Origin of the sequence: Pelagimonas phthalicica (genome assembly GCF_004364805.1) — a bacterium.
GTDB classification, from domain to species: domain Bacteria; phylum Pseudomonadota; class Alphaproteobacteria; order Rhodobacterales; family Rhodobacteraceae; genus Pelagimonas; species Pelagimonas phthalicica.
Window position 1 is genome coordinate 1,403,171 of record NZ_SOAP01000002.1, and the last position, 21,689, is coordinate 1,424,859.

17 protein-coding genes are annotated in these 21,689 nt (G+C 59.0%); 10 read left to right on the forward strand and 7 right to left on the reverse strand.

The window, feature by feature from the left end; genetic code table 11:
• Nucleotides 1–84: 84 nt before the first annotated feature.
• Nucleotides 85–1,494: a WecB/TagA/CpsF family glycosyltransferase gene (locus tag CLV87_RS16945; protein ID WP_099247261.1), complete on the reverse strand. Its 1,410-nt coding sequence runs from the start codon at nt 1,492–1,494 to the stop codon at nt 85–87.
• Between the two features lie 273 nt (nt 1,495–1,767).
• Here CLV87_RS16945 and CLV87_RS16950 point away from each other — a divergent pair, with 273 nt between their 5' ends.
• The 5 genes from CLV87_RS16950 (at nt 1,768) to CLV87_RS16970 (ending at nt 8,865) form a co-directional block, all read left to right on the forward strand.
• Nucleotides 1,768–2,382, forward strand: a complete 615-nt coding sequence (locus CLV87_RS16950) for a response regulator transcription factor (RefSeq protein ID WP_099247263.1) — start codon at nt 1,768–1,770, stop codon at nt 2,380–2,382.
• A gap of 130 nt (nt 2,383–2,512) precedes the next feature.
• Entirely contained in the window at nt 2,513–4,003 is a 1,491-nt protein-coding gene (locus CLV87_RS16955; RefSeq protein WP_099247265.1) for a GumC domain-containing protein, read from the forward strand.
• Nucleotides 4,000–5,271 carry a capsular biosynthesis protein gene (locus CLV87_RS16960; protein WP_099247267.1) on the forward strand — a complete coding sequence of 424 codons (1,272 nt, stop codon included), beginning with the start codon at nt 4,000–4,002 and terminating at the stop codon, nt 5,269–5,271. The genes CLV87_RS16955 and CLV87_RS16960 overlap by 4 nt, the downstream gene beginning before the upstream one ends.
• A gap of 148 nt (nt 5,272–5,419) precedes the next feature.
• Nucleotides 5,420–7,624: a PAS domain-containing hybrid sensor histidine kinase/response regulator gene (locus CLV87_RS16965; protein ID WP_176556039.1), complete on the forward strand. Its 2,205-nt coding sequence runs from the start codon at nt 5,420–5,422 to the stop codon at nt 7,622–7,624.
• A gap of 113 nt (nt 7,625–7,737) precedes the next feature.
• Nucleotides 7,738–8,865, forward strand: a complete 1,128-nt coding sequence (locus CLV87_RS16970) for a cytochrome-c peroxidase (RefSeq protein WP_235871965.1) — start codon at nt 7,738–7,740, stop codon at nt 8,863–8,865.
• 25 nt (nt 8,866–8,890) lie between these two features.
• On the opposite strand, the gene CLV87_RS16975 is transcribed toward CLV87_RS16970, so the two are convergent.
• The 5 genes from CLV87_RS16975 to CLV87_RS16995 all read right to left on the reverse strand — a co-directional run bounded on the left by CLV87_RS16975 (nt 8,891) and on the right by CLV87_RS16995 (nt 14,716).
• Nucleotides 8,891–9,952, reverse strand: coding sequence for a DUF1513 domain-containing protein (locus CLV87_RS16975; protein ID WP_099247273.1), 1,062 nt, complete (start codon nt 9,950–9,952; stop codon nt 8,891–8,893).
• Between the two features lie 3 nt (nt 9,953–9,955).
• A complete protein-coding gene (locus tag CLV87_RS16980; protein ID WP_099247275.1) occupies nt 9,956–10,978 on the reverse strand; it encodes an imelysin family protein in 1,023 nt (340 codons plus the stop codon).
• Nucleotides 10,975–12,522: a di-heme oxidoreductase family protein gene (locus CLV87_RS16985; protein ID WP_166652778.1), complete on the reverse strand. Its 1,548-nt coding sequence runs from the start codon at nt 12,520–12,522 to the stop codon at nt 10,975–10,977. Before CLV87_RS16985 ends, CLV87_RS16980 begins: the two co-directional genes overlap by 4 nt.
• A 4-nt stretch (nt 12,523–12,526) precedes the next feature.
• A complete protein-coding gene (locus CLV87_RS16990) occupies nt 12,527–13,783 on the reverse strand; it encodes an imelysin family protein (protein WP_099247277.1) in 1,257 nt (418 codons plus the stop codon).
• Between the two features lie 276 nt (nt 13,784–14,059).
• On the reverse strand, nt 14,060–14,716 hold the full coding sequence (locus tag CLV87_RS16995) for a GntR family transcriptional regulator (RefSeq protein WP_099247279.1): 657 nt from the start codon (nt 14,714–14,716) through the stop codon (nt 14,060–14,062).
• A gap of 139 nt (nt 14,717–14,855) precedes the next feature.
• On the opposite strand from CLV87_RS16995, the gene dctP reads away from it, so the two are divergent.
• The 5 genes from dctP (at nt 14,856) to CLV87_RS17020 (ending at nt 20,558) form a co-directional block, all read left to right on the forward strand.
• Nucleotides 14,856–15,842, forward strand: a complete 987-nt coding sequence (gene dctP / locus CLV87_RS17000) for a TRAP transporter substrate-binding protein DctP (protein ID WP_099247281.1) — start codon at nt 14,856–14,858, stop codon at nt 15,840–15,842.
• A 76-nt stretch (nt 15,843–15,918) separates the two neighbouring features.
• Entirely contained in the window at nt 15,919–16,467 is a 549-nt protein-coding gene (locus CLV87_RS17005) for a TRAP transporter small permease (protein ID WP_099247915.1), read from the forward strand.
• Nucleotides 16,467–17,783, forward strand: a complete 1,317-nt coding sequence (locus CLV87_RS17010) for a TRAP transporter large permease (protein ID WP_099247283.1) — start codon at nt 16,467–16,469, stop codon at nt 17,781–17,783. The genes CLV87_RS17005 and CLV87_RS17010 overlap by 1 nt, the downstream gene beginning before the upstream one ends.
• Nucleotides 17,780–19,039: a malonyl-CoA decarboxylase gene (locus CLV87_RS17015; protein ID WP_099247285.1), complete on the forward strand. Its 1,260-nt coding sequence runs from the start codon at nt 17,780–17,782 to the stop codon at nt 19,037–19,039. Before CLV87_RS17010 ends, CLV87_RS17015 begins: the two co-directional genes overlap by 4 nt.
• A 4-nt stretch (nt 19,040–19,043) precedes the next feature.
• Complete coding sequence (locus tag CLV87_RS17020; RefSeq protein ID WP_099247287.1) at nt 19,044–20,558, forward strand: malonate--CoA ligase; 1,515 nt, start codon at nt 19,044–19,046, stop codon at nt 20,556–20,558.
• Nucleotides 20,559–20,615: 57 nt separating this feature from the next.
• Here the strand turns inward: CLV87_RS17020 and CLV87_RS17025 are convergent, their stop codons facing one another.
• Complete coding sequence (locus CLV87_RS17025; RefSeq protein ID WP_099247289.1) at nt 20,616–21,566, reverse strand: asparaginase; 951 nt, start codon at nt 21,564–21,566, stop codon at nt 20,616–20,618.
• Nucleotides 21,567–21,689: the final 123 nt, after the last annotated feature.

The window sequence follows — 21,689 nt, forward strand, 5'->3', positions numbered from 1 at the left end:
TCCATAAATTTCGGTTCAGCCTGACGGAAAACGGCCCCACCCGGTAATGCTATTCCGGGTAGGGCCCTATCCGATCGGATGTAATCAATAGGCCCCCTGCCGCAAGAGCACCGCGCGGAAGGTCAGCGCCATCACCATCAAATCCAGCCAGATCGTGCGCGCTTTGACATAGGCAATGTCGAGATCTACCATCTTGTCAAAGCTGATATCGGCCCGCCCGGACACTTGCCAAACCCCGGTGATTCCCGGTTTGGTCATCAGCCGCTGCATGGCACGTGGCGGATAGGCCTGAACCTCGGAAGGGAGCGCCGGACGCGGACCGACAAGGGACATATCTCCTTTTAAAACATTGATAATTTGCGGCAGCTCATCAAAGGACCATTTCCGCAGAAACCGCCCAGCCCGCGTGACACGGGGATCATGTTTGGACTTGAAACACACGCCACTGCGGTCAGATGTTTTTAACAGGGCGGCCCGGCGGGCTTCGGCATCCACATACATGGTTCGAAACTTGAACAGCTTGAATTCGGCCCCGAATTCCCCCACCCGCATTTGGGAAAAGACCGCCTGTCCGCGGCTATCCAAACGGATGGCCAGCAGGATCACCAAAAACAGCGGGGCCAGCAGACATAGCGCAACAAGAGCCAAGACAATGTCGAGCATCCGCTTTTCAACCGCTCCGGCCTGCATCCCTTTGAGCGAATGGACCATGGCGCGCGTCATAAAGGTGGCATTGCCAACCAGATACCGCCCGGCCATGCGGCGCGGTTCCATACACAGGCGGTAAACCCATTCCGCCCGCATCTTGCGGACAGGTTCGGGCGCGCGCGGCATCATCCCAGAGACAAAATCAAACAGCGCTCCAACACCCATGACCAATTGGGCATCCAACTCATCGCGAAACTGATCGATCCACAGCTCTTGCAGCGGGACACCCATGGCGACCAGGACAATATCCGCGCCGCTGGTGTTTATGGCATCAACGGTGCTGCGGGCGCATTTTGACTGGCCATAACCGTCGCGAACTCCGGCAATCGTCAAGCCGGGGCAACTGGCCTCTAGCTTTTCCGCCGCCGCCTGCGCAACGCCGGGTTTGGCCCCCAGCAGATAGACCGACAAACCACGCTGCCCCGCCTCTTGAAGCATGGCAGGAACCAGATCCGTGCCATTCAAATTGGCGGTTAGACGGGTGCCCGTCATGCGCGCAGCCAGTTCAACCCCGATCCCATCAGGAAACACATAATCCGCACGGCCCAGAGCCTGGGCATAGCTGCGATGGCGCGCCCGGACATTCGCGCAATGGGCGTTCAAAAAGCACACGGTTTTGCGCTTACCATCCAGGCAAAGCGCAATGGCCTCTTGCGGCGTGCCATCCCAAATCGGCTGGTCCAGCACCGCCACACTTTGTTCTTCTAGCGGATGATCTCTGGTGCTGGGCTGACGCTCGACACGGTTTGCCCCCAGCCTGAATTCGATATCCGGTTGATACTGCATCACATGACCTCCTTTATGACGATCCGGCGCAGGAAAAGCAGCCGGGCTAAGGTCAGCCTGGCGCCGTATCGGGCATTTCCAAATTGGGCAGAGGGGTAAGCAGCGGCGTTTGCGGCGGTGGCAACGCTCTGAATTGGTTAACAAATGCGCAAGCGCGCCCGTCACCTATCCAAACGGATGGCGGGATAGTCCCTAAGACACGATCATTCCCATTGTGAGATCGCGTCCTACCGTGTCTAATCACAGATGCCATTCAAAAGATGGAGTTCGCCAGTGAAGATATTACTTGCCGATGACCACGGTTTGGTCCGCGACACCTTGGTTGCGTTTATGGAAACGACCGGAGAATTCGACGTCGAAGCCGTCTCGAATTTCGATCAGGCCTTTGAGCGGGTCCAAAAGGACAGCCAGTTCGATCTGGTCCTCTTGGATTTCAAGATGCCGCAGATGAATGGGTTGGAAGGATTGCAGCGCATCCTGGCCCTGCCCTCGGCTCCTAAGGTCGCGCTGATCTCGGGCAACGCGTCGCGTGATGTCGCCGACGCGGCGCTGGAGGCTGGCGCGGCGGGATTTGTACCCAAAACCCTGGCGGCGCAATCGCTGATCAATGCCATCCGCTTTATGGCCATGGGGGAGAAATACGCTCCGCTCGAATTTATGACCGCCGAAGATGAGAAACCAAGCCATCCTTTGGCCGAGAAACTGACGGCCCGGGAAATGCAGGTGTTGGAAGGGTTGACCAAAGGCCAATCGAACAAGGAAATCGCCCGCGACCTGGATTTGGCCGAACCAACGATCAAGCTGCATGTGAAAACGCTCTACCGTAAGATCGATGTCCACAATCGGACGCAAGCCGCTTTGGTCGCCAAAGAGGCCGGGCTCTTTTAGGGGCGAGATGCATTTTACAGCACCTATCCGGTCGGACAGGGATGCCACCCGAAAACCCCACTCTCCTGCCCCGTTGCCCGGCTGAGACAACTGAGGCGGGCGACTAAACTCATAAGTAAGGAGCATGCTTATGAGTTTTCAAAAGCCCAATTTCAGACCCTCAAAGGCGCAGAAGATCCTGCCCCCCAAGGCGGAGCGCAAGACGCGCGGCGCTGGGGGTTCGGATCTCAGATCCCACTTTACATCCCTCAAGGTCCGCCTCTATCGCAACACCCGACGTCACGCGCGCTATTTGGGCGTTCTCGCCATTGGGTTCCTGGCCATATGGCTACCTTCGCTTGGTTATCTCAGCATCGCCAAACCGCAATACGCCTCTAGTTTTTCGCTGATCCTGCCCGGCGCGGGCAGTTCCACGACAGTGAACCTCAATAACTTTGGCCAGGCGTCCTCCTACGCCAATTCCGCCTTTGCCAACGGGTCCATCAGCCCGACGGAGACCTATAAAAGGTTGATTGTAGCGGACAGGATTTTGACCCGAGCAGCAGAGGCAGAGACCGTGACCCCGCAGGATTTTGGACGGCCCAAGATCAAGCTCGTGGACCAGACCAACCTGATCCATGTGGAGCTGTCCGCCGGTGACCCAAGCGCCGCTCAGGCCCGTGCCCGCGCCCTCTTGCAGACGTTTTTTCAGGAAATCAACGCCCTGCGCCAGGATGAGATCGAGCAGCGGCAAGCCGGGGGCAAAGATGCGATTGCCGACTACGTGGCCTCGGTCGGCGCGACCCGCCGCTCAATCTCGGATTTGCGCGGCAATGGTGGCCTCATGTCTCCAGAGCAATTCCGCGACCGTGTCACCGCCGTTGAGGCGCTGGCCGATAGTTTGCGGCGCGTGAGAGCGGATCAGGCAGCGCAATTGTCCAAGGTCACGGATCTGGAAACCGCGTTGCAAATCTCGGCCGACGGGGCGGCGGCGACCTTGAAACTTTTCGCGGATGAGGAATATCGGGGATTGCTGTCGGACCTGTCCAAATGTGCCACCGCGTTCAATCTGGCGCGGTCCCGGTTTGGCCCGCGCCATCCACAGCGCGTTTCGGCCAAGACCGCCCTGGACACGGCACAGGCTGCTGTGTTGCAGCGCGCATCGCACGTGACCGGGTTTAGCACTGCTCAAGTGATCCGCCTGGATCGGGCTCCGGACGGGGCCCGGGCGGAACTACTGGCGCAATTGGTGCGCGAACATGCCAGCCTTGAGGCCCTGAAAAAGGAAGAAGCGGCCTTGCAAGCGCAGCACAATCGCGAAGCGCAACGCCTGAAAGCGCTGGAACCGGTGGCCTCGGAGCTTGAGGATCGCCAGCGCGATTTCGAAGTGGCCGAGGCGGTGTTTGCCTCGGCCATCGCGCGCAGCCAATCCTCGAAAACCGATATCTATGCGTCTTACCCGCTGGTTCAGGTGCTTGAGGATCCAAGCCTGCCAGATCGCCCAACCTCCCCCAAATCCAAACTGATCATTGCCGCAGCCATTGCGGCCAGCCTGATGCTGATCATCGCGGCCTTGCTCGGGTGGAGCCGTGACCGTGTGATTGCCAAGCTCCTGCATCGCCCGCAGGTCGCCAAGCCATGATCCGCCCCGAGAACCCGGCTGAAACCCTTGTTTTCTATGCCTTGATCGCCACCTGGCCCTTTTACCTGCTCGGCGCGCTCTACATTGTCGGCCCGGTTCTGGGCTGGACGCTTGGGGGCTTGGCAGTCCTGTCGCTATACCTCGGGCCCGCCATTCGCGCGGATCTGCGTGCAACGGGGCCGGTCCCCTTCATGGTCTGGGCGTGGATCCTGGGCATGGCGGTGATGCTGATCGCGCTTTGGGTGGGTCACATGACTTGGGCAATGGGGGTCAAAACGACCATCAAATCCTCGATCGGGTGGGCCAAAGGCTGGGCCTTGATGGCACTGTTTCCTTTGGCTGGTGCAGTTTTGCCGGTGCGACGCGCCGTGTTGGTGCGCGCGATGTGCATTGTCGGCGCGGTGACTTTGGCGCTGGCTCCGATCATGTTAACCGCGCCATTCATCGGCCTGCCGCAACACATCTTTACCTCGCCGCTCAAGGTGGTTGGCGGGCCGGGGCCGGAATATTTTAGCGTTTTTCTTTACACAATCGACCCGGGATCGGGCGCGCCCAGATGGCAGTTCTTTGCCCCTTGGTCGCCTTTCGCGGCCTTGCTTGGGGTGATCATGGTGCTTTTCGCCCTAGAAGAGACCGACAAGCGTTGGATGTGGGCCGGGCTGCTGGCCGGGGTGCTGATGATCCTGACTTCGAAATCTCGTATGGGGTTGGTCGGATTGGTGTTTTGCACCAGCCTGCCTCGACTTGCCCCCTATGTCTTGCGTGGATTTGCCTGGAGCGTTTTGGCCGGGCTCACAACATTGGCCGGACTATTTGCCGGAATGTTGCAGCAGGTGCTGTTCAACACGATCACAGCCTTTCAAACCGCCCGCGCAGACAGCACGCGGGTGCGCGCCACCTTGCAACGGATCGCATTTGAACGCTGGCAGCAGGATGCGATCTGGTTTGGGCATGGCCGCGTACAACCGGGGGCCCATCTGGTGGAATACATGCCCATCGGCAGCCATCACACCTGGTACGGGTTGTTGTTTATCAAGGGTTTGGTCGGGTTCTTTGCCTTTGCCATTCCCTTTGCCCTGCAGTTTCTGACGACATTGATCAGCGCCATAGGCTCTGCGAAAGGCGCGCTGCCTTTTGGGATCGTTCTGACACTCTTTCTGCTGTCTTTCGGCGAAAACCTGGAAATCCAGACTTATCTGCTTTGGCCCGGCCTGCTGATGTTGGGTCTGCATTCGCGCGAGACTGCCCAACCTCGTAAAACGATTTAGAGGCCGTAAGTTGCAAGAGCCCGTCCAAAATCGCCTCTCAAAAGGAGATTGCCTAAGAAAAATGACCGCGTTAGCGTGGCTTAGGGGGTGTGGACAGGTGCAGCCGGACGACCAAGCACTCAGAACTTTTTCAAAACTAGGGCTACGATTGTTCTGGTTGCGCCAGATTATGTTCATTGGTGCCACGGTTATTTCCTCGCTCTACCTGGCCAGCTATATCCCGATTTTCTGCTACCTCTTTTGCTTGGCCTCCGAACTGTCCGAAGCCGCCATGTCGCGGCGCACCTTATCCTTCAAAACGCTCAGTCATGACCAAATCACACGGATTACCCGCATGCAGGCGGCCATCGGCGTCTGGAGCGCCTTTGCCGTCAGTTGTTACGCACTTCTGGTCGCCTGGCTCAGCACGCCCGAATTTCTGTTTGTCCCGCTGACCTACCTGATTTCTGCCGCCCTATACGCGTCGATGTTCAACCACCAGGTCAAACCAGTGCTGACCGCCCGCCTTGTGGTCTATACGCTGGGCTTCGTGATCATGGCCAGCATGGGCCTGTTCATGAACAAGACTGACACCGAGTTTTTGGCTCTGGCACAACTCGTGACCATCTTGTCAGCCGCACTTTTCATCGTGATCAACGCCGTGGTCACCCGCGAAAACTACGAGGCGCGCAGAAGCCGAGAACGCGATGTCATCGTCCGCGAGGCGCTGTTGCGTGAAGAGGTCGAAACGCGCAAAAGCGCCGAAACGGCCAGGCAAAGCAGCGAGCAGCGTTTCCACAGCCTGTTCGAATATGCCCCGATCCCCATTCGCGAAGAAGACCTGTCAGGCATGAAACGCCTGATTGACGCGCTGGACATTCAGGACACGGCAGAGCTTGAGGCCTACCTCGATGCCCATCCGGAATTCTTGCAAGCCTGCGCCAAAGAGATTGCCGTGGTGGATGCCAACCGCGCATCGCTGGCCGAACATGGCTATCGCGACAAATCGGAATTGCTGGCCCGTGTCGTCACCGAACTGACCCCCGCCGCCTATAAGATTGTGCGCATGACAATTCTGGCCCTACATGCGGGGGACGAAGGGCGCAGTTATGAGACGCGGATCACCCGCGCCGATGGAACAATACGCACCGTCGCCGCCACTTGGCGCGTCTTACCGGGGCATGAGGACACCTATCGGCGTATCCTTTTATGTTCTGTCGATCTTTCTGATCGGCTGGCTGCCGAAGATGCCCTGCGTCAAGCGCAAAAGATGGAGGCGGTTGGGCAGCTCACCGGAGGTGTTGCCCATGATTTCAACAACTTGCTGACAGTGATCCGCGGCAATGTGGAATTGCTGGAGCTTATGGTTGATGTCGATCCTGAATTCTCAACCCCGATAATCAACGCGGTTGATCGCGGCGCGGAATTAACCCAACGCCTGCTGGCATTTTCGCGCAAACAACCCTTGGCCGTGCGTACCTTCGACCTGGGGGATATGGTTCTTGGGATGGGCAATATGTTGCGCCGCACCCTTGGGATGAAAAACACCATCGAAATCGACGTGCCCGATGATCTCTGGCCGGTCATGGCTGATCCCGCCCAGGTCGAGGCCGCGCTTTTGAACTTTGCGCTGAATTCCCGCGATGCCATGCCGGGCGGAGGCGTTCTGAACGTGTCCTGTCGTAATGCGCCGATCAGCGCCGAAAACGATCTGGATCTTGGCGCAGGTGATTATGTCGCTCTTAGGGTCGAAGACACTGGAACCGGGATGGACCCCGACACCCTATCCCGCGTTTATGAACCGTTTTTCACCACCAAGGAGGTTGGCAAGGGCAGCGGGTTGGGCCTGTCCATGGCCTATGGCTTTGCAAAACAATCCGGCGGGGCGGTGGATATCCAAAGCACACTGGGGCACGGCACGCAAATTGCGCTTTACCTGCCAAGATCCGATCATTCCCCCGAAAACCAGGCAAGCGCACCGGTGGTCGATCCAAAGGTCAAAGCGCAGGGGGAAACCATTCTCGTCCTCGAAGACAATGAGGGCATCCGCAGCTATGTCACGCAATTGCTGCGAAAATACGGCTATTCGGTGCTAGAGGCCAGCACCGTGGAATCCGCCCGGACGTTCCTGCCGCGAGCCTCCGAAATTGATTTGCTGGTCTCGGACATCCTGTTGCCCGGCGGCTTGATTGGCCCGGATTTCGCCGTGGAATTGCGCCGTGAAAACCCGGATGTCCCAGTGATTTTCATGTCCGGCCAGCCGTCCGAGATTGAAACGGCCGCATCCGGGGCCTTTCATGATGCCCCGGTTTTGTCCAAACCCTTTGCCAAAACCACTTTGCTTGATCGTGTGTCGAAGGCGTTGGAAAACTGAGCGCTCTTGACTTGGCCTAGGGTCGGAAATGACCGGTCTTGACACAAGTCAAGGCACCGCCTCTTGATTTCTTATTAAAAAACTCGGAAAAGCCAGTCATGACATGTGTTCCGATGAAAACCACCCTCTGCACCGCCCTATTCGCCCTTGCCTCAACCGTCGCCTTGGCCGCTGAGACCAGCCTGACTATTGAGAGCTTGGGAGAGGCATTGTTTTCCGATGAAAACCTGTCATTGAACCGTACTCAATCCTGCGCGACCTGCCATGATCCCGACCATGCCTTTGCCGATCCGCGGGGCATGGCCTCTTTGGGTGATGATGGGGTTTCCATCGGGGATCGCAACGCGCCCACGGCCATGTATGCCGCGCATATTCCTGAATTTCATCAAGCCGATAGCGGCGATTGGGTGGGCGGTCAGTTTCATGATGGCCGCGCAATGACGCTTGAGGATCAGGCGGGTGGCCCGCCGTTGAACCCGGTCGAAATGGGGATGGCGGACAAGGCTGCCGTTGTCGCGCGACTGCGGGAAAACCAGGATTATGTCACCGGGTTTGATCTGCTCTTTGGCGCAGGCACGCTTGAGAATGACGAGGCCGGGTATCGGGCGATGACCCAGGCCATTGCCGCTTATGAACGCACAGAGCAGTTCAGCCCGTTTGATTCAAAATATGACCGCTATCTGCGCGGAGAGGTCGCCCTGTCCGATCAGGAAGAGCTGGGGCGGGTGCTGTTCTTTTCCAAGCAGTTCACCAATTGCAACCTGTGTCATCAGGTCAATGGCAGCCCGATGAACCCGCGCGAAGTGTTCACCGATTTCAGCTATCACAATATCGGCGTGCCCGAGAACAAAGCGCTGCGCCAGCAGAACGGCGTCGCCCTTGGCACTCTGGACCATGGGCTGGCGGCCAACCCTCAGATGGACGGCGACCCCAATCAGCGTGGCAAATTCCGCACCCCAACATTGCGCAATGTCGCCGTGACCGGCCCCTATATGCATAACGGTATCTTTGCGGATCTGCGCACCGTTATCCTGTTCTACAATCAGTACAACACCAAGAACCCGGCACGCCGCGTGAACCCTGAAACCGGCGCGCCCTTCCCCATGCCGCAAATCCCCGGCACCCTGGCCGTGCAAGAATTGACCCACGGGCCAGCACTGGATGACACCCGTGTGGATGCCCTAGTCGCCTTTCTCAAGACGCTCACGGATCAGCGCTACGAACATCTGCTGGAAGACTAGCAACTGGATTTCTGGGCAGGTCCAATCAGACACGCACCAGATGGTTGTCCCAGCTCCATCCGCCGGAAACTGGAATGACCTCGGTGTCTCCCCCCTCGCGTCGCGCCAGCCCTCGGGCGCAGGTGATCAGCAATCCGGCATCGGTCTTGGCCACACCACTGGCCAGGGGCAAGGCCATGTCGGTGATCGGCTGACCCGCCTTGTCAAAAATCAGCATATGCCCGCCCTTTGGCCCGGTGACCGCGATCTCGCTGCCATCGCCGGACACGGCAACCGACCCGGCATAGGCCTTGAGCCGCGCTGTGGCCTTGTGATCCAAGAACCGGGTCCGACCGGTGTGAAATTCGGCAACCAGAGGAACGCGTTTTGTGGGCATGCCCTGCCATTGCAGGGCGGCGAAAACCTGGCCATCAGGGCCAATATCCAAATGCCGGATCGAATTTTGGTGAAACGCCTCGGGAAAATCATAGCTGGCGGTGACTGTGCCCTCTGGGCTGAGCACCGTCAGATTGGTGCGCATGGTTGGGATGTTCAGCTTTTTGCGCCCAAAATCGGGATGGGTTTGAATACCGCCATTGGCAACGGCCAGATGGCCATTCTCCAGCCTGACAATCTCATGCGGCCCAATCCCGCCCGAGGCAAATTCGCCCAAACGGCGATAGCCATTGGCCGCATCCCAGACACCAATCCGGCCATCAGGCCCGTCAAAATCGTTTTCCGTGGTGAACAAAACCTGCCCATCCGCTGAAAACACCCCATGCCCGTAGAAATGCCGCCCCTCTGGCGCGTGCAATTCGGACAAAATCTGACCCGACGCGCAATCCAAGACCATCGCAAAACGGCCCGGACGTCGGGCGAACACAATCGCTTCGGCCCGTTCGGGATGGGCTGCGGCGGCATGGCCACGCCCCGGCAATGGCAAAGAGAAACGCACATGCCCCGTCGCCTCAACGCCCACCAACCAAGTCGAGCGATCGCCCTTGCTGGCCGCGCTTAAATACAGCTGGTGACCAATATCCGCCCAAAGCGGCGAGATTGCCGCGCCCAGGGCGGCCCCGCTGGCCAGCAGAAAACGGCGGCGCTGCATGGCTCAATCCCCGTCCGCTGCGGAAAAGCCAAGCTTGAGCCCCATGCCCCCACCCAAGGTTTCCGTCAGAGCCAGTTGAAAGAGCCGGGTTTCGGTCTGCACGGCCTCGACCCGAAACCGGGTGATCGGGTCGGTCACCACCACATCCAAGGGCGCGTCAAAAGCCTCAATCCGGCTTTGGATCTCGGCCAGCTTGTGCAACAGCGTCTCAATGTCATCTTTGTTGTCTTCGGTTTTGAAACCGGCCTCCAACAGCGCGCCAATGCCCGACAATTGCGCCTGTATCAGATCAAAGCTCAGCCCGGATCGCCAGGCTTCGGCCCGGCGCGGCATGGGCTTGTCAAACCTGCCCATCGGACGGCCTAGGCGCATATCGGCAATGCGGGTCAGTCCAAAATCCATGGCTGTGAACAGCTCTTTGGACACCTCGGCATCGGAGAGGTACACCGGATTGTCCGGCCCTGCTTGCCGGGTCAATTCGGACCAGCCGTCGGCTGCGAACCAATCGGCATAGAGCGCCTCAGCCACGCGCGAAACCTGCGCCGAAATGCCGATAACGGCGGGGCATTGCTGAAGATCGGAGCCCATCAGATACTCGATCGCTGGCAGGCCCTGCGCCGCAGCCGAGGCCCCGGCAATCGTGTCAGGATCTGACAAAGCCGCCTCTGGCAAAGCAAGCAGATTGCGCAAGCCGCGACCAACAAACCCCTTTTTATCCGGCCAGAACCCGATCCGCAGCACCGCGCCGCGCTGCTCAATCGGGCCAAACTGATAGGAATCCAGCGGGGCCCAGGCCAACCAGGCGTTGTGATAGGCCTGCGTGAAAGCCTCGGCTCTGCTCTCTCCGGCGCAGTATCCAACCGCCTGCTCCGACAGCTCTGACGCGGCCTTGGCGAATTCGCCAAACTGCGCCTCAAGCGTGCTCAGCGCACGTTCGCGGATCGCTGCGTGATCCACGACCTGCGCCCAGGATGGAAGGGCCAGCGTCGACAGTGCCAAGGCGGCCAGGAGAGTGCGATTGATCATAGGGACTCCAAAAATGCGATCAGGGCGTCGCGCTGGGATTTGGGCATGGCGATAACGGCTTGCTGTGCTGCTGTGGCCTCGCCTCCATGCCACAAAATGGCCTCTAGCAGGGTGCGGGCGCGGCCATCATGCAGGAACCGGCTATGCCCCGACACGGTCTGTGTCAATCCAATCCCCCACAAAGGCGGGGTGCGCCATTCGCGGCCATTTGCCCGCCATTCCGGGCGGTTATCGGCCAGCCCCTCGCCCATGTCATGCAAAAGCATATCGGTATAGGGCCAGATCAGTTGAAAACTGTGCTCAGCGCGATCTGCCAGGCGATGCGTGACAAATTTCGGCACGTGGCAGGCGGGACAGCCGGCCTGATAAAACGCCGATTTGCCCTTCAGAACCTCAGGATCATCCACGTCGCGCCGCGCTGGCACGGCAAGGGTTTGGCTGTAAAAGGTCATCAGATCCATCACCGGATCCGAGGCCTCAACCCCACCCTGCGCGGCGGTATTACCATCCGGTGCGTTTAGACAGGCGGTTTGCTGCGCGGTGCAATCGCCAGAGGCGGCGGGGAACAGGCTGTTGGACAGGCCAATATCGCCATTGGCCGCGGCCATGGATTGCGCCCGCACCGTGGACGCGCCAGCCTTGAGCCCAAAGCGGCCCAGCATCCATTGATCATATTCTTTGGACCAGACCAGATTTGCGCGGCCCGAAATACCGTCCCCGTCCTGATCATCCGGGTCGGCATGGGCCAGAATATCAGCCTCGGGAATGGCCTCGAGCAGGCCCAGGCCGATCATCTGAGGCGCAATTCGGGGCGAAAACTGCGCCTGAGGATGCAGATCGCCATAGCCCGGATTTTGCAGCGCGTATTCCGGATTTTGCAGCTCGACAATTGTGCCATCTGCCAGCGTCACCGCAACAGGGCTGTAACGGACAGCCAACCGCCCTTCGGCGGGCAGGCCTGCGACGGATTTGTCCTGCAGCTGCAACCCGTAGGTCGGCTCTGGCGCGTTTGACATCTTATCCAAAAGGTCGGGCGCGAGGGATGAGGCCTCATCCGGGACCGAAACGCGCAAAAACAGCGCCCCCAACCGATCCGTGTCATCCAGTGGCGGGCGACCCCGGCCATTGCCGATATGGCAGATCGAACAGGCCCGCGCATTGTAAAGCGGCCCCAAACCATCGCTGGACACGGTCGCAGAGGGCGGCGTCACCCAAAGCTTTTCAAACAGGCTCTGCCCCAACACAAAATCCAATCCCTGATCCTCGTTCAGGTTAGGCTGTGGCATGGAAAAGGATTTGCGCGACGGCGCATCCATCAAAGTAGCGAGGCCAGCCGGGCGGTGTTCGAACCGTTCGGGCTGCGAGAAATCCGTGCTGATCGCCACCACAGCAGCCACTTTCGCTGCCTCAGACGCATCCCTCGGCACAATCTGCAAATGGGGTTCGCCCATAGGCTCGGAACGCGAAGTGCCGGCGCAAAGCGCCAGCACCAAAGCCATGCCTGCGATATCGCGTAGGTAGGCCGTTTTATAATTTGGTTTCATTCGTTTACTGGAAAACAGCATCCGGGTTGTCGAGACTATCAGACCCTTCGACGCTGACACCGTCAAGCCCGATCAGCTGCACGGCGCGTTCGATATTGCGGGTCTGGCCCACCAGCTTGTCGATGGCGTTCTGAACCAGTGCCTCGCCCGCCTCATTGCCTGCGGCCAGCATCTGATCATAGGAGGTGCCCGCCTCGGCAGCCGTACGAATGTCGCCCAGCGCGATCATGGTTGAATTCATGTCGGACATCAGCTGATCCGCCAACACGCTATCTTTGGCCTTGACCACATCATAAAGCGAGGGGCCGGACACGACCGAGCCATCGATACGCACATAGCGACCGGCATAGACATTGCGCACACCCAGCCCGTCGAAATAATGCGAATTGTGGGTGTTGTCGGAGAAGCAATCATGCTCTTCCTCAGGGTCCTTCAGCATCAGGCCCAGCTTCATCCGCTCACCCGCCTGCTCGCCATAGCTGAGCGAGCCCATGCCGGTGAAGGCCATGACCAGCCCTTGGGTGCCATCCGCGGTGACATCCGCGCGCCCTTGGCCGTCTGCGGACCAGTTGGCAACCGCATCTTCCAGGTCGGAAATCAGCAGATCGGTCGCGGCGACCAGGTATTGCGCGCGACGCTCACAATTGCCGCCGGTGCAATTGGCGGTGTCAAAATCGCTTGCGGGGCGTGCGCCCGCACCATGTTCGGTGCCGTTCAGATCCTGCCCCCACAGCAGGAATTCAATGGCGTGATAGCCTGTGGCGACATTGGCCTCGATCCCGTCAAGCTCGTGCAGGCTTTCCAGCAGATCAGGGGTGATCGCACTGGCATCAATGGTCTGCCCGGCAACTTCGAGAGAGGCGTTGGCGACGATATTGGCGGTCGCGAAGGGGTTTTCTTCGTTGGTGCCAAAATCACCGTCAATATAGTCGATCAGACCCTCGTCCAGCGGCCAGGCATTTACCTTGCCTTCCCAGTCGTCAACGGTTGGGTTGCCAAAGCGAAAGGCTTCGGTCTGCTGATAAGGCACACGCGAGGCCAGCCAGGCTTGCTTGGCATCTTGCAAGGTCGCCTCGGACGGAGAGCTCACCAAGGCATCGACAGCGACGCGCAGGGCTTTGGCCGTGGTCAGGCTGTCCTCATACCCGGCCAGAGCAATATCGGCATAGTTTGTCAGAACATCATTTGTGTCAGCGGCATGCGCGGCGCTGAAAGAGGCCAGAGCGATTGAAGAGGCCAAGGTGGCGGTGCGGAATTTCACGGTCTTCTCCCGAATTGAGAAATTGGATTGCGCAACGTTTAGCCTATTAAATTAGTCAGGTAAAGATACCCGACAGAAATAATAAATTATGAAAATTTACGCGCACAACCGGTCATCTCCCCGACGGAGACCTGAATAACCAATTGTTTTGATTTCCCTTTTCAAAACCAACCTCAAGCGCGCGGTGCAACAGGCCACAACCTTCAGGCATGAACTGGAATCGATAAACGCCCCCACACGGCGCGAAACCGCCCGCCCCCGCGCGACAGAATCCGCCTATTCAGCAGCGTTTTTGAGGGTGGCCATAAGGCTGTGAAACTTCTCGCCCTGAATCGCTACATGGCCGCGCAAAGCATCCGCTGCGGCCTCTGACACACCATGTTCCAGAGCGGTCAGAATGTCCTTATGCTCTTTCATGGATTGCGCCATGCGCCCTCTCAGCCGCAGCTGCTGCCTGCGAAAGGGTTGAAGTCGACGGTGCAAGGCGCTTGTCTCCGCCTCCAGAAAACTGTTCCCAGATTCACGATAGATGATTTTATGGAACCGTTCGTTTTCCGCGTAATAACTGTCAGGGTCCTGAGCCTGCACCGCTGCCTGACATTTGTCATTGGCATCATGAAGATCCGCCAGCGCCGCATCTGAAATCCGCCGTGCCGCAAGACGCCCGCAGATGGCTTCGAACTCTGCCATGACCTCGAACATCTCGATTAGGTCAACCGGGCCGGGCTGGCAGACAAAGGCCCCGCGCCGGGGCTTGAGCTCGACCAGACCGGACCGGGCAAGCCGCTGCAAGGCCTCTCTCAGCGGGGTGCGGGACACGCCAAACTGCTCGGCCAACCGGACTTCGTCCAACCGGTCCCCGTCCGCATAAATCCCCCCAAAGATCCGCTCTTCGAGTTCTTCAGCGATAATATCTGCGTGCCGTTTCTCCATAGTTTTGTTTTATGATAGCCAATCCCGCAACTCAAGCATTCAGTTTTTGTATACAAGAAAGTTGACAGGAAAAACACATCACTCCTATCGTGAAGCACATTCAGGTGTCTCCGAGACCTGATTCTAATGGGAGGAAAACATGAAATCGATTTTTAAGACCGCCGTTGCCGCGCTCGCATTAACATCTGTCGCCGCTGTGGCGAACGCCACTGAGCTACGCCTGTCTCACCAATGGTCGACCAAAGATATCCGCCATCAGGTGGCCCAGATTGTTGCGGATGAGGTGGCCGCAGCGAATGTTGATCTGGATATCAAGATTTTCGGGTCCAAATCCCTGTTCAAGCCGCGCGAACAGTACAAACCGCTCAGCCGGGGTCAGTTGGACATGACCGTCCTGCCCCTGTCCTATGCGGGCGGCCAGCAGCCTGCCTATAACCTGACCCTGATGCCCGGCCTGGTGAAAAACCACGATCACGCCGCGCGCCTGTCCAACTCGCCATTTATGGAAGCGCTCGAGGCCAAGATGGCCGAAGATGACGTGATGGTTCTGGTGCATGGCTATCTGGCTGGCGGTTTCGCTGGCAAAGACAAATGCATCACCAACCCAAGCGATATCGAGGGCCTGCAAACCCGTGCGGCGGGCAAATCCTTTGAGCAAATGTTGGCCGGAGCCGGTGCTTCGATCGCTTCAATGGCCTCGTCCGAGATCTATAACGCCATGCAAACCGGGGTTTTGCAGGCGGCCAATACCTCGTCTTCCTCCTTTGTCAGTTATCGCATCTACGAGCAGGTCAGCTGCTATACCCCAGCGGGCGACGTCGCGCTGTGGTTCATGTATCAGCCGCTTTTGATGAACAAACGCACCTTTGACGGGCTGAATGAGGCGCAACAAAACGCCCTGCTGGCCGCCGCCGCCAAGGCCGAAGCCTACTATCTGGAAGAGGCCAAAAAGCAGGACGCGGCATCGGCCAAAGTCTTTGCGGATGCGGGTGTTGAGATCGCCGAGATGACAGGTGAAGATTTCGAAGCCTGGCGCACGCTGGCGATGGAGACCTCCTATGCGAAGTTTGTCGAAGAAGTGAGCGACGGACAGGCGTTGCTGGATATGGCCCTGGCCGTCGAATGATCTGATGGCGGGGCTGCATCCGGGCCGCCCCGCCCTCTTCTCCTCACTCCCCAAAATTCCAAGTCAGGAGGTGCAGATGGCTGGTCACAGCTCTGCCGTTGCGTCCCATACCGGGAACAACCTCTTTCTCCGTGTCGTCGCGGCACTCTCAACTCTGGCCGGATGGTGCTCGGCGGGCATGATCGTGGCAGCGGTGGCCATCACCTGCCAGATGATCTTTGTGCGCTTTGTCCTGAACGGATCAACCGTCTGGCAGACCGAGGCCGTGATCTATCTGGTGATTGCCGCCACTTTGGTGGGGCTGCCCTATGTCCAGCGCCTGCGCGGCCACGTCAATGTGGACCTCATCCCCATCTCTCTGCCGCCCCGCCCGCGCTTTTACATGGCGATCATGACATCACTTTTGTCAATCACCATCGTCGCAATCATGCTGTTTTATGGCTTTGAATACTGGCACTTCGCCTGGGATCGCGGCTGGAAGTCGGACACGGTCTGGGGGGTGCGCCTGTGGATTCCTTATCTGGCCATCCCCGTTGGTTTCGGCCTGCTGCTTTTGCAACTCATCGCTGATCTCGTCGCCGTCCTTCTTGGCATCGACAAACCTTTTGGTCTGGAGGACATCTGATGGACCCGCTTCTGCTTGGCGCGATTGTGGCAATTGCCACCATCCTCGTGCTGTTTTCCGGCGTGTCGGTGGCCATTGGCCTATTGATCGTCTCCGCCGCATTTCTGCTGATCTTTGACGGCCCGCGCTCGCTTGAGCTCATGCCGGAGCTTCTGTTTGGCAAGCTCGACAATTTCGCGCTGCTTTCAATCCCGATGTTTATCATCATGGGGGCCTCGATCGCCTCAACCCGCGCAGGGGCCGACCTGTACGAGGCGCTGGAGCGCTGGCTGACCCGCGTTCCCGGTGGTTTGGTTGTCTCCAACCTCGGGGCCTGCGCGTTGTTTGCCGCCATGTCAGGGTCCTCGCCCGCCACCTGCGCTGCGATTGGCAAGATGGGCATCCCCGAAATGCGCAAACGCGGCTATCCTGATGGCGTGGCCGCCGGGTCTATTGCGGCTGGGGGCACCCTGGGTATTCTGATCCCGCCATCGGTCACCATGATTGTCTATGGCATTGCCACCGAGACCTCGATTGGCCGCCTGTTCCTGGCCGGCGTGATCCCCGGCCTGATGCTGGTTGGGCTGTTCATGATCTGGTCGCTCTATTCGACCTGGAAATCCGGCAATGCCTCGCGGTTGAGCGCGGGCAGCTACACTTGGAAGGAACGGTTTGAGATCCTGCCACGGGTCCTGCCCTTTCTGCTGATCATCCTCGGCGTTCTTTACGCCATGTATGGCGGCATCGCGACACCTTCGGAAACGGCAGCAGTGGGCGCATTGCTGTGCCTGATGATCGCCATGATCATCTACAAGCTTTGGAACCCCAAAGACCTTTGGGTCGTGCTGCGCGACAGCACCAAGGAAAGCGTGATGATCCTGTTCATCATCGCCGCTGCGGGTGTGTTTTCCTATATGCTCAGCTCGCTCTTTATCACGCAGTCGATTGCCGAATGGATTGGCACGCTCGAGGTGAACCGCTGGGTGCTGATGGGGGTCGTGAACATCTTTCTGCTGATCGCCGGGTTCTTTCTGCCACCTGTTGCGGTGATCCTGATGGCGGCACCGATCCTGTTGCCGATCATCGATGCCGCCGGGTTTGATTCGATCTGGTTTGCGGTTGTGTTGACCATCAACATGGAGATTGGCCTGATTTCCCCGCCAGTTGGCCTGAACCTCTATGTGATCAACGGCATCGCGCCGGACATCTCGCTCAAGACGATCCTGACCGGGTCCCTGCCCTTTGTTGCCTGTATGGTGCTGGCAATTGTCCTGCTCTGCCTGTTCCCGGGCCTGGCAACCTGGCTGCCTGATCTGGTCATGGGGGCGGCGGTATGACCCTGCTGGCTGATCTGCTTTCAACGGTGTTCGAGCGGCGCTATCGCCGCGACGCTTCGGACACCGCCCTGGACGGGCGTCCCCTGACTGAACTGGCCACCGCGCTGGTTGGGTCAGCGGGCGAGACCTCGGGCCTGGCCTTGGGCAGCGAAATCCTGTCCCGGTTTGCACAACTGGAAGATGGCGACAAGCTCGCCTTCTTCCGTGACATCGCCACCACGATGAATATCGACCCCGAACGCGTGCGCAGCACGTTGGACGATTACGAACGTGCGCCCTCCAAGGCCAGCTATCGCGCCTTTGCCGAGGCGGCGGAACCGGCGCGGCAGGAAATGGTGCGCCGGTTGAACCGCGTGCCCGGCGCGACCGGGGCCTTGGTGCAAATGCGCGCTGATCTGCTGCGCCTTGGCGGGGCCGAACCAGAGCTGCAGGCGTTGGACCTGGATTTCCGCCACCTTTTTGCCTCCTGGTTCAATCGCGGCTTTCTGGTACTGCGCCCTATCAGCTGGGAAAGCCCCGCCCATATCCTGGACAAGATCATCGCCTATGAGGCCGTCCATGCCATTGACAGCTGGGACGATTTGCGGCGGCGGCTGGAACCGACCGACCGGCGCTGCTTTGCCTTCTTTCACCCGTCCATGCCGGATGAGCCGCTGATCTTTGTTGAGGTCGCCCTGACCAAGGGCACCCCCGGATCGGTGCAGGCGCTTTTGGCCGAAGACCGCGATGCCATGCCGGAAGATGCGGCAGACACTGCCGTCTTTTATTCCATCTCCAACTGTCAGGCTGGTCTGGCCAGCATCTCCTTTGGCAATTCGCTGATCAAACAGGTCGCCGCCGATTTGGCGGCCGAACTGCCCGGCCTGTCCAATTTTGTCACCCTGTCCCCGATCCCCGGCCTGACCAAATGGCTGGATGAGGTCGGGCTCGACTGGAGCACGGAAGACCCCGACAATATGCGCGCCCTTGCGGCGCATTACCTGCTCAAGGCGAAATCCCGCGGCGGCCTGCCCTATGATCCGGTCGCGCGGTTCCATCTGGGCAATGGCGCGATTGTGCATGCGGTCCATGCCGATGCTGACATCTCGGACAAGGGCCGGGCCCAATCCGGCGGTGCCATGGTGAATTACCTCTATGATTTGCCACGGGTCGCCGCGAACCACGAAAACTTTGCCAATACGCGCGATGTCGTTGCCACATCTGATGTTCAATCGCTGGCCGAACAAATCGCGTTTTCCACGACCGATGAAAGGTAACCCCATGGCCAACCCGCTTTATGACGGCCTCTTTGGTATTCATGCCGGAAAAACCACGCCCTTCCTGCAGCTTCTGGATGGCAGCACTCTGACCCATCAGGATTTTCTGGCCATGGGCGCGCAGATTGCCAATGTCATGGCGCAACTTGGACTGAAACCCGGTGACCGGGTCGCAGTACAAACCGAAAAATCCCCCGAGGCGCTGGCCCTCTATGCCGCCTGTGCGCAATCCGGGCTGGTCTTTTTGCCGCTCAACACCGCCTATACGGTGGATGAGCTGAGCTATTTCATCGAAAACAGCGGTGCCTCGTTGATTGTCTGCGATGGCAAAAGCGAGACCGCCCTTGGCAAAATCGCCCACGGGTTGGGGGCACGGATCGAAACACTGAACGCCGATGGCAGCGGCACATTGATGGCGCAAGCACGGGTCATGCCAGCCAGCTTTGCCACGGTCGAACGTGACCGCGATGATCTGGCGGCCTTCCTTTATACCAGCGGCACAACCGGACGCTCCAAGGGGGCGATGCTGACCCAGGGCAATCTCTTGTCCAATGCGCAAACCCTTGTGCGCGAATGGCGTTTCTCGTCTGAGGATGTGCTGCTGCACGCCCTGCCGATCTTTCACACCCATGGGCTGTTCGTCGCCACCAATGTCACGCTGGCAGCAGGCAGCAGCATGATTTTCATGCCAAAATTCGATCTGGATCAGGTGATCAGCCACCTGCCCAGCGCCAGCTGCCTGATGGGTGTTCCGACTTTTTACACCCGGCTTTTGGGCGATGATCGTTTCACCAAAGATCTGACCGCCCATATGCGTCTTTTTGTGTCCGGCTCTGCCCCGCTTTTGGCCGAAACACATGTGCAATTCGAAGAGCGCACCGGCCACCGGATTCTGGAACGCTATGGCATGACCGAAACCAATATGAACACCTCAAACCCGTTTGACGGTGAACGCCGCGCGGGCACGGTTGGCTTCCCCCTGCCCGGGGTCGAGCTCAAGATCACCAATCCCGAAACCGGCGAAACGCTGCCCAATGGCGAGGTCGGCCAGATCGAAGTGCGCGGGCCCAATGTGTTCAAAGGCTATTGGCAGATGCCGGAAAAGACCGCCGCCGAGCTGCGACAGGACGGGTTCTTTATCACCGGAGATTTGGGCAAGATCGATGAAGATGGTTATGTCCATATTGTCGGGCGCAACAAGGATCTCATCATCTCAGGGGGTTACAATATCTATCCCAAGGAAATCGAATTGGTTCTGGATGAACAACCCGGCGTGCTGGAAAGCGCAGTGATCGGCGTGCCGCATCCCGATTTTGGCGAAACCGTCTTGGGGGTGATCGTACCTTTGAACGGGGCCAAGCCGGATACCGATGCCATGATGGACTCTGTCCAGCAATCGCTTGCCCGGTTCAAGCATCCGCGCAAATTGGTGATCCTCGATGAATTGCCGCGCAACACCATGGGCAAGGTTCAAAAGAACGTGCTGCGCGACCAATACAAGGGTATGTTCGCCTCCTGAAACGGGCCTGACGAAGCCTCTTTCGACGAGGCTTCGTTGGCCTCTAGGATTTGGACCCTAGCTGGCCAATTCTCCGCATTGGCTGGTCGCCAGAAATGCGCGACTGGCCTCGTAATCGTCGCCGCGTGTCAGGCAGGCATGCATTTTCACATAGGCCATTTCCGGGGTGATGTCGCGCCCGTCCACCACGCCATTGTCGCGCATCACCTTGCCCGCCGCATAGGTGCCCAGCTTCATGCCGCCCTCGGGGCATTGGCTGACCGCAATCACCGGGATGCCTTTCGCCTGCGCCTTGGCCAGCGCGGCGCGCATCTGGGGCGTGTCAGGTGCCGTGCCCGATCCGTAACAGCGCAAGACCAGCCCCTCGCAACGCTCGACAGCATGGGCCAAAAGATCCATGCAAGGCCCCGGCGTGATTGAGAAAATTCCGACATTGTGGTGAGCAATCTCATGGCACCCGGGTTCAGCGGCAGGTAAAAGCGGCGCGACATCACAGGCTTCGGCCTCAAAAGCATCAAAAGAGCTGGAATGCGATTTGCGCACCCGCGCGCCATGCAGCAAGCGGCCCGCGAATTGCACCCAAACCCCCGGCGCGGTGCTTTGTGCCGCCAAGAGCGCCTCACGCAGATTGCGGCTGCCATCGGATCCGGTCACGGTCAGGGGCAGCATGGCCCCGGTGACGATCACCGGCTGGCGCAGCCCCGGCAAAGCCAGACACAAAGCGCCCGCCGTATAGGCCAGCGTGTCGGTCCCATGGGTCACGACAAACCCGTCATAATCAGCGCTGGCCGCATGGATCGATTGTGCAATTCTGCTCCAATCGGCCGGGATTGCCTGAGCGCTGTCGATCAACGGCTCAAGCGTCACGATATCGACCGAAGCGGTGATCTCACCGGCGTTGATCAACCGATCCACCTCCGCCTCAACCACTCCCTTTTGCGGCGCAAACCCGTCCTCGGTCTGGACCATCCCAATCGTGCCGCCCGTATGGACCAGTAAGATGCGCATGATGCCTCCTGAAATCGCGCGTGGCCCCGAATCCGGGGATCCGCTCTCTGCCTTCGCGCCCTAACTGCACAAAATTTAGCCAAATGGCCAGATCGCTGGCCGCCAGATCCGACGCAACCCAAT

Bases quoted from the DNA above. Each gene is read 5' to 3' on its own strand.
- CLV87_RS17015 (WP_099247285.1), top strand. From the start codon at position 17,780: ATGACCCTGCTGGCTGATCTGCTTTCAACGGTGTTCGAGCGGCGCTAT.
- CLV87_RS17020 (WP_099247287.1), top strand. From the start codon at position 19,044: ATGGCCAACCCGCTTTATGACGGCCTCTTTGGTATTCATGCCGGAAAA.
- CLV87_RS16960 (WP_099247267.1), top strand. From the start codon at position 4,000: ATGATCCGCCCCGAGAACCCGGCTGAAACCCTTGTTTTCTATGCCTTG.
- dctP (WP_099247281.1), top strand. From the start codon at position 14,856: ATGAAATCGATTTTTAAGACCGCCGTTGCCGCGCTCGCATTAACATCT.
- CLV87_RS17005 (WP_099247915.1), top strand. From the start codon at position 15,919: ATGGCTGGTCACAGCTCTGCCGTTGCGTCCCATACCGGGAACAACCTC.
- CLV87_RS17025 (WP_099247289.1), bottom strand. From the start codon at position 21,566: ATGCGCATCTTACTGGTCCATACGGGCGGCACGATTGGGATGGTCCAG.
- CLV87_RS17010 (WP_099247283.1), top strand. From the start codon at position 16,467: ATGGACCCGCTTCTGCTTGGCGCGATTGTGGCAATTGCCACCATCCTC.
- CLV87_RS16975 (WP_099247273.1), bottom strand. From the start codon at position 9,952: ATGCAGCGCCGCCGTTTTCTGCTGGCCAGCGGGGCCGCCCTGGGCGCG.
- CLV87_RS16945 (WP_099247261.1), bottom strand. From the start codon at position 1,494: ATGCAGTATCAACCGGATATCGAATTCAGGCTGGGGGCAAACCGTGTC.
- CLV87_RS16970 (WP_235871965.1), top strand. From the start codon at position 7,738: ATGAAAACCACCCTCTGCACCGCCCTATTCGCCCTTGCCTCAACCGTC.
- CLV87_RS16955 (WP_099247265.1), top strand. From the start codon at position 2,513: ATGAGTTTTCAAAAGCCCAATTTCAGACCCTCAAAGGCGCAGAAGATC.
- CLV87_RS16995 (WP_099247279.1), bottom strand. From the start codon at position 14,716: ATGGAGAAACGGCACGCAGATATTATCGCTGAAGAACTCGAAGAGCGG.
- CLV87_RS16980 (WP_099247275.1), bottom strand. From the start codon at position 10,978: ATGATCAATCGCACTCTCCTGGCCGCCTTGGCACTGTCGACGCTGGCC.
- CLV87_RS16985 (WP_166652778.1), bottom strand. From the start codon at position 12,522: ATGAAACCAAATTATAAAACGGCCTACCTACGCGATATCGCAGGCATG.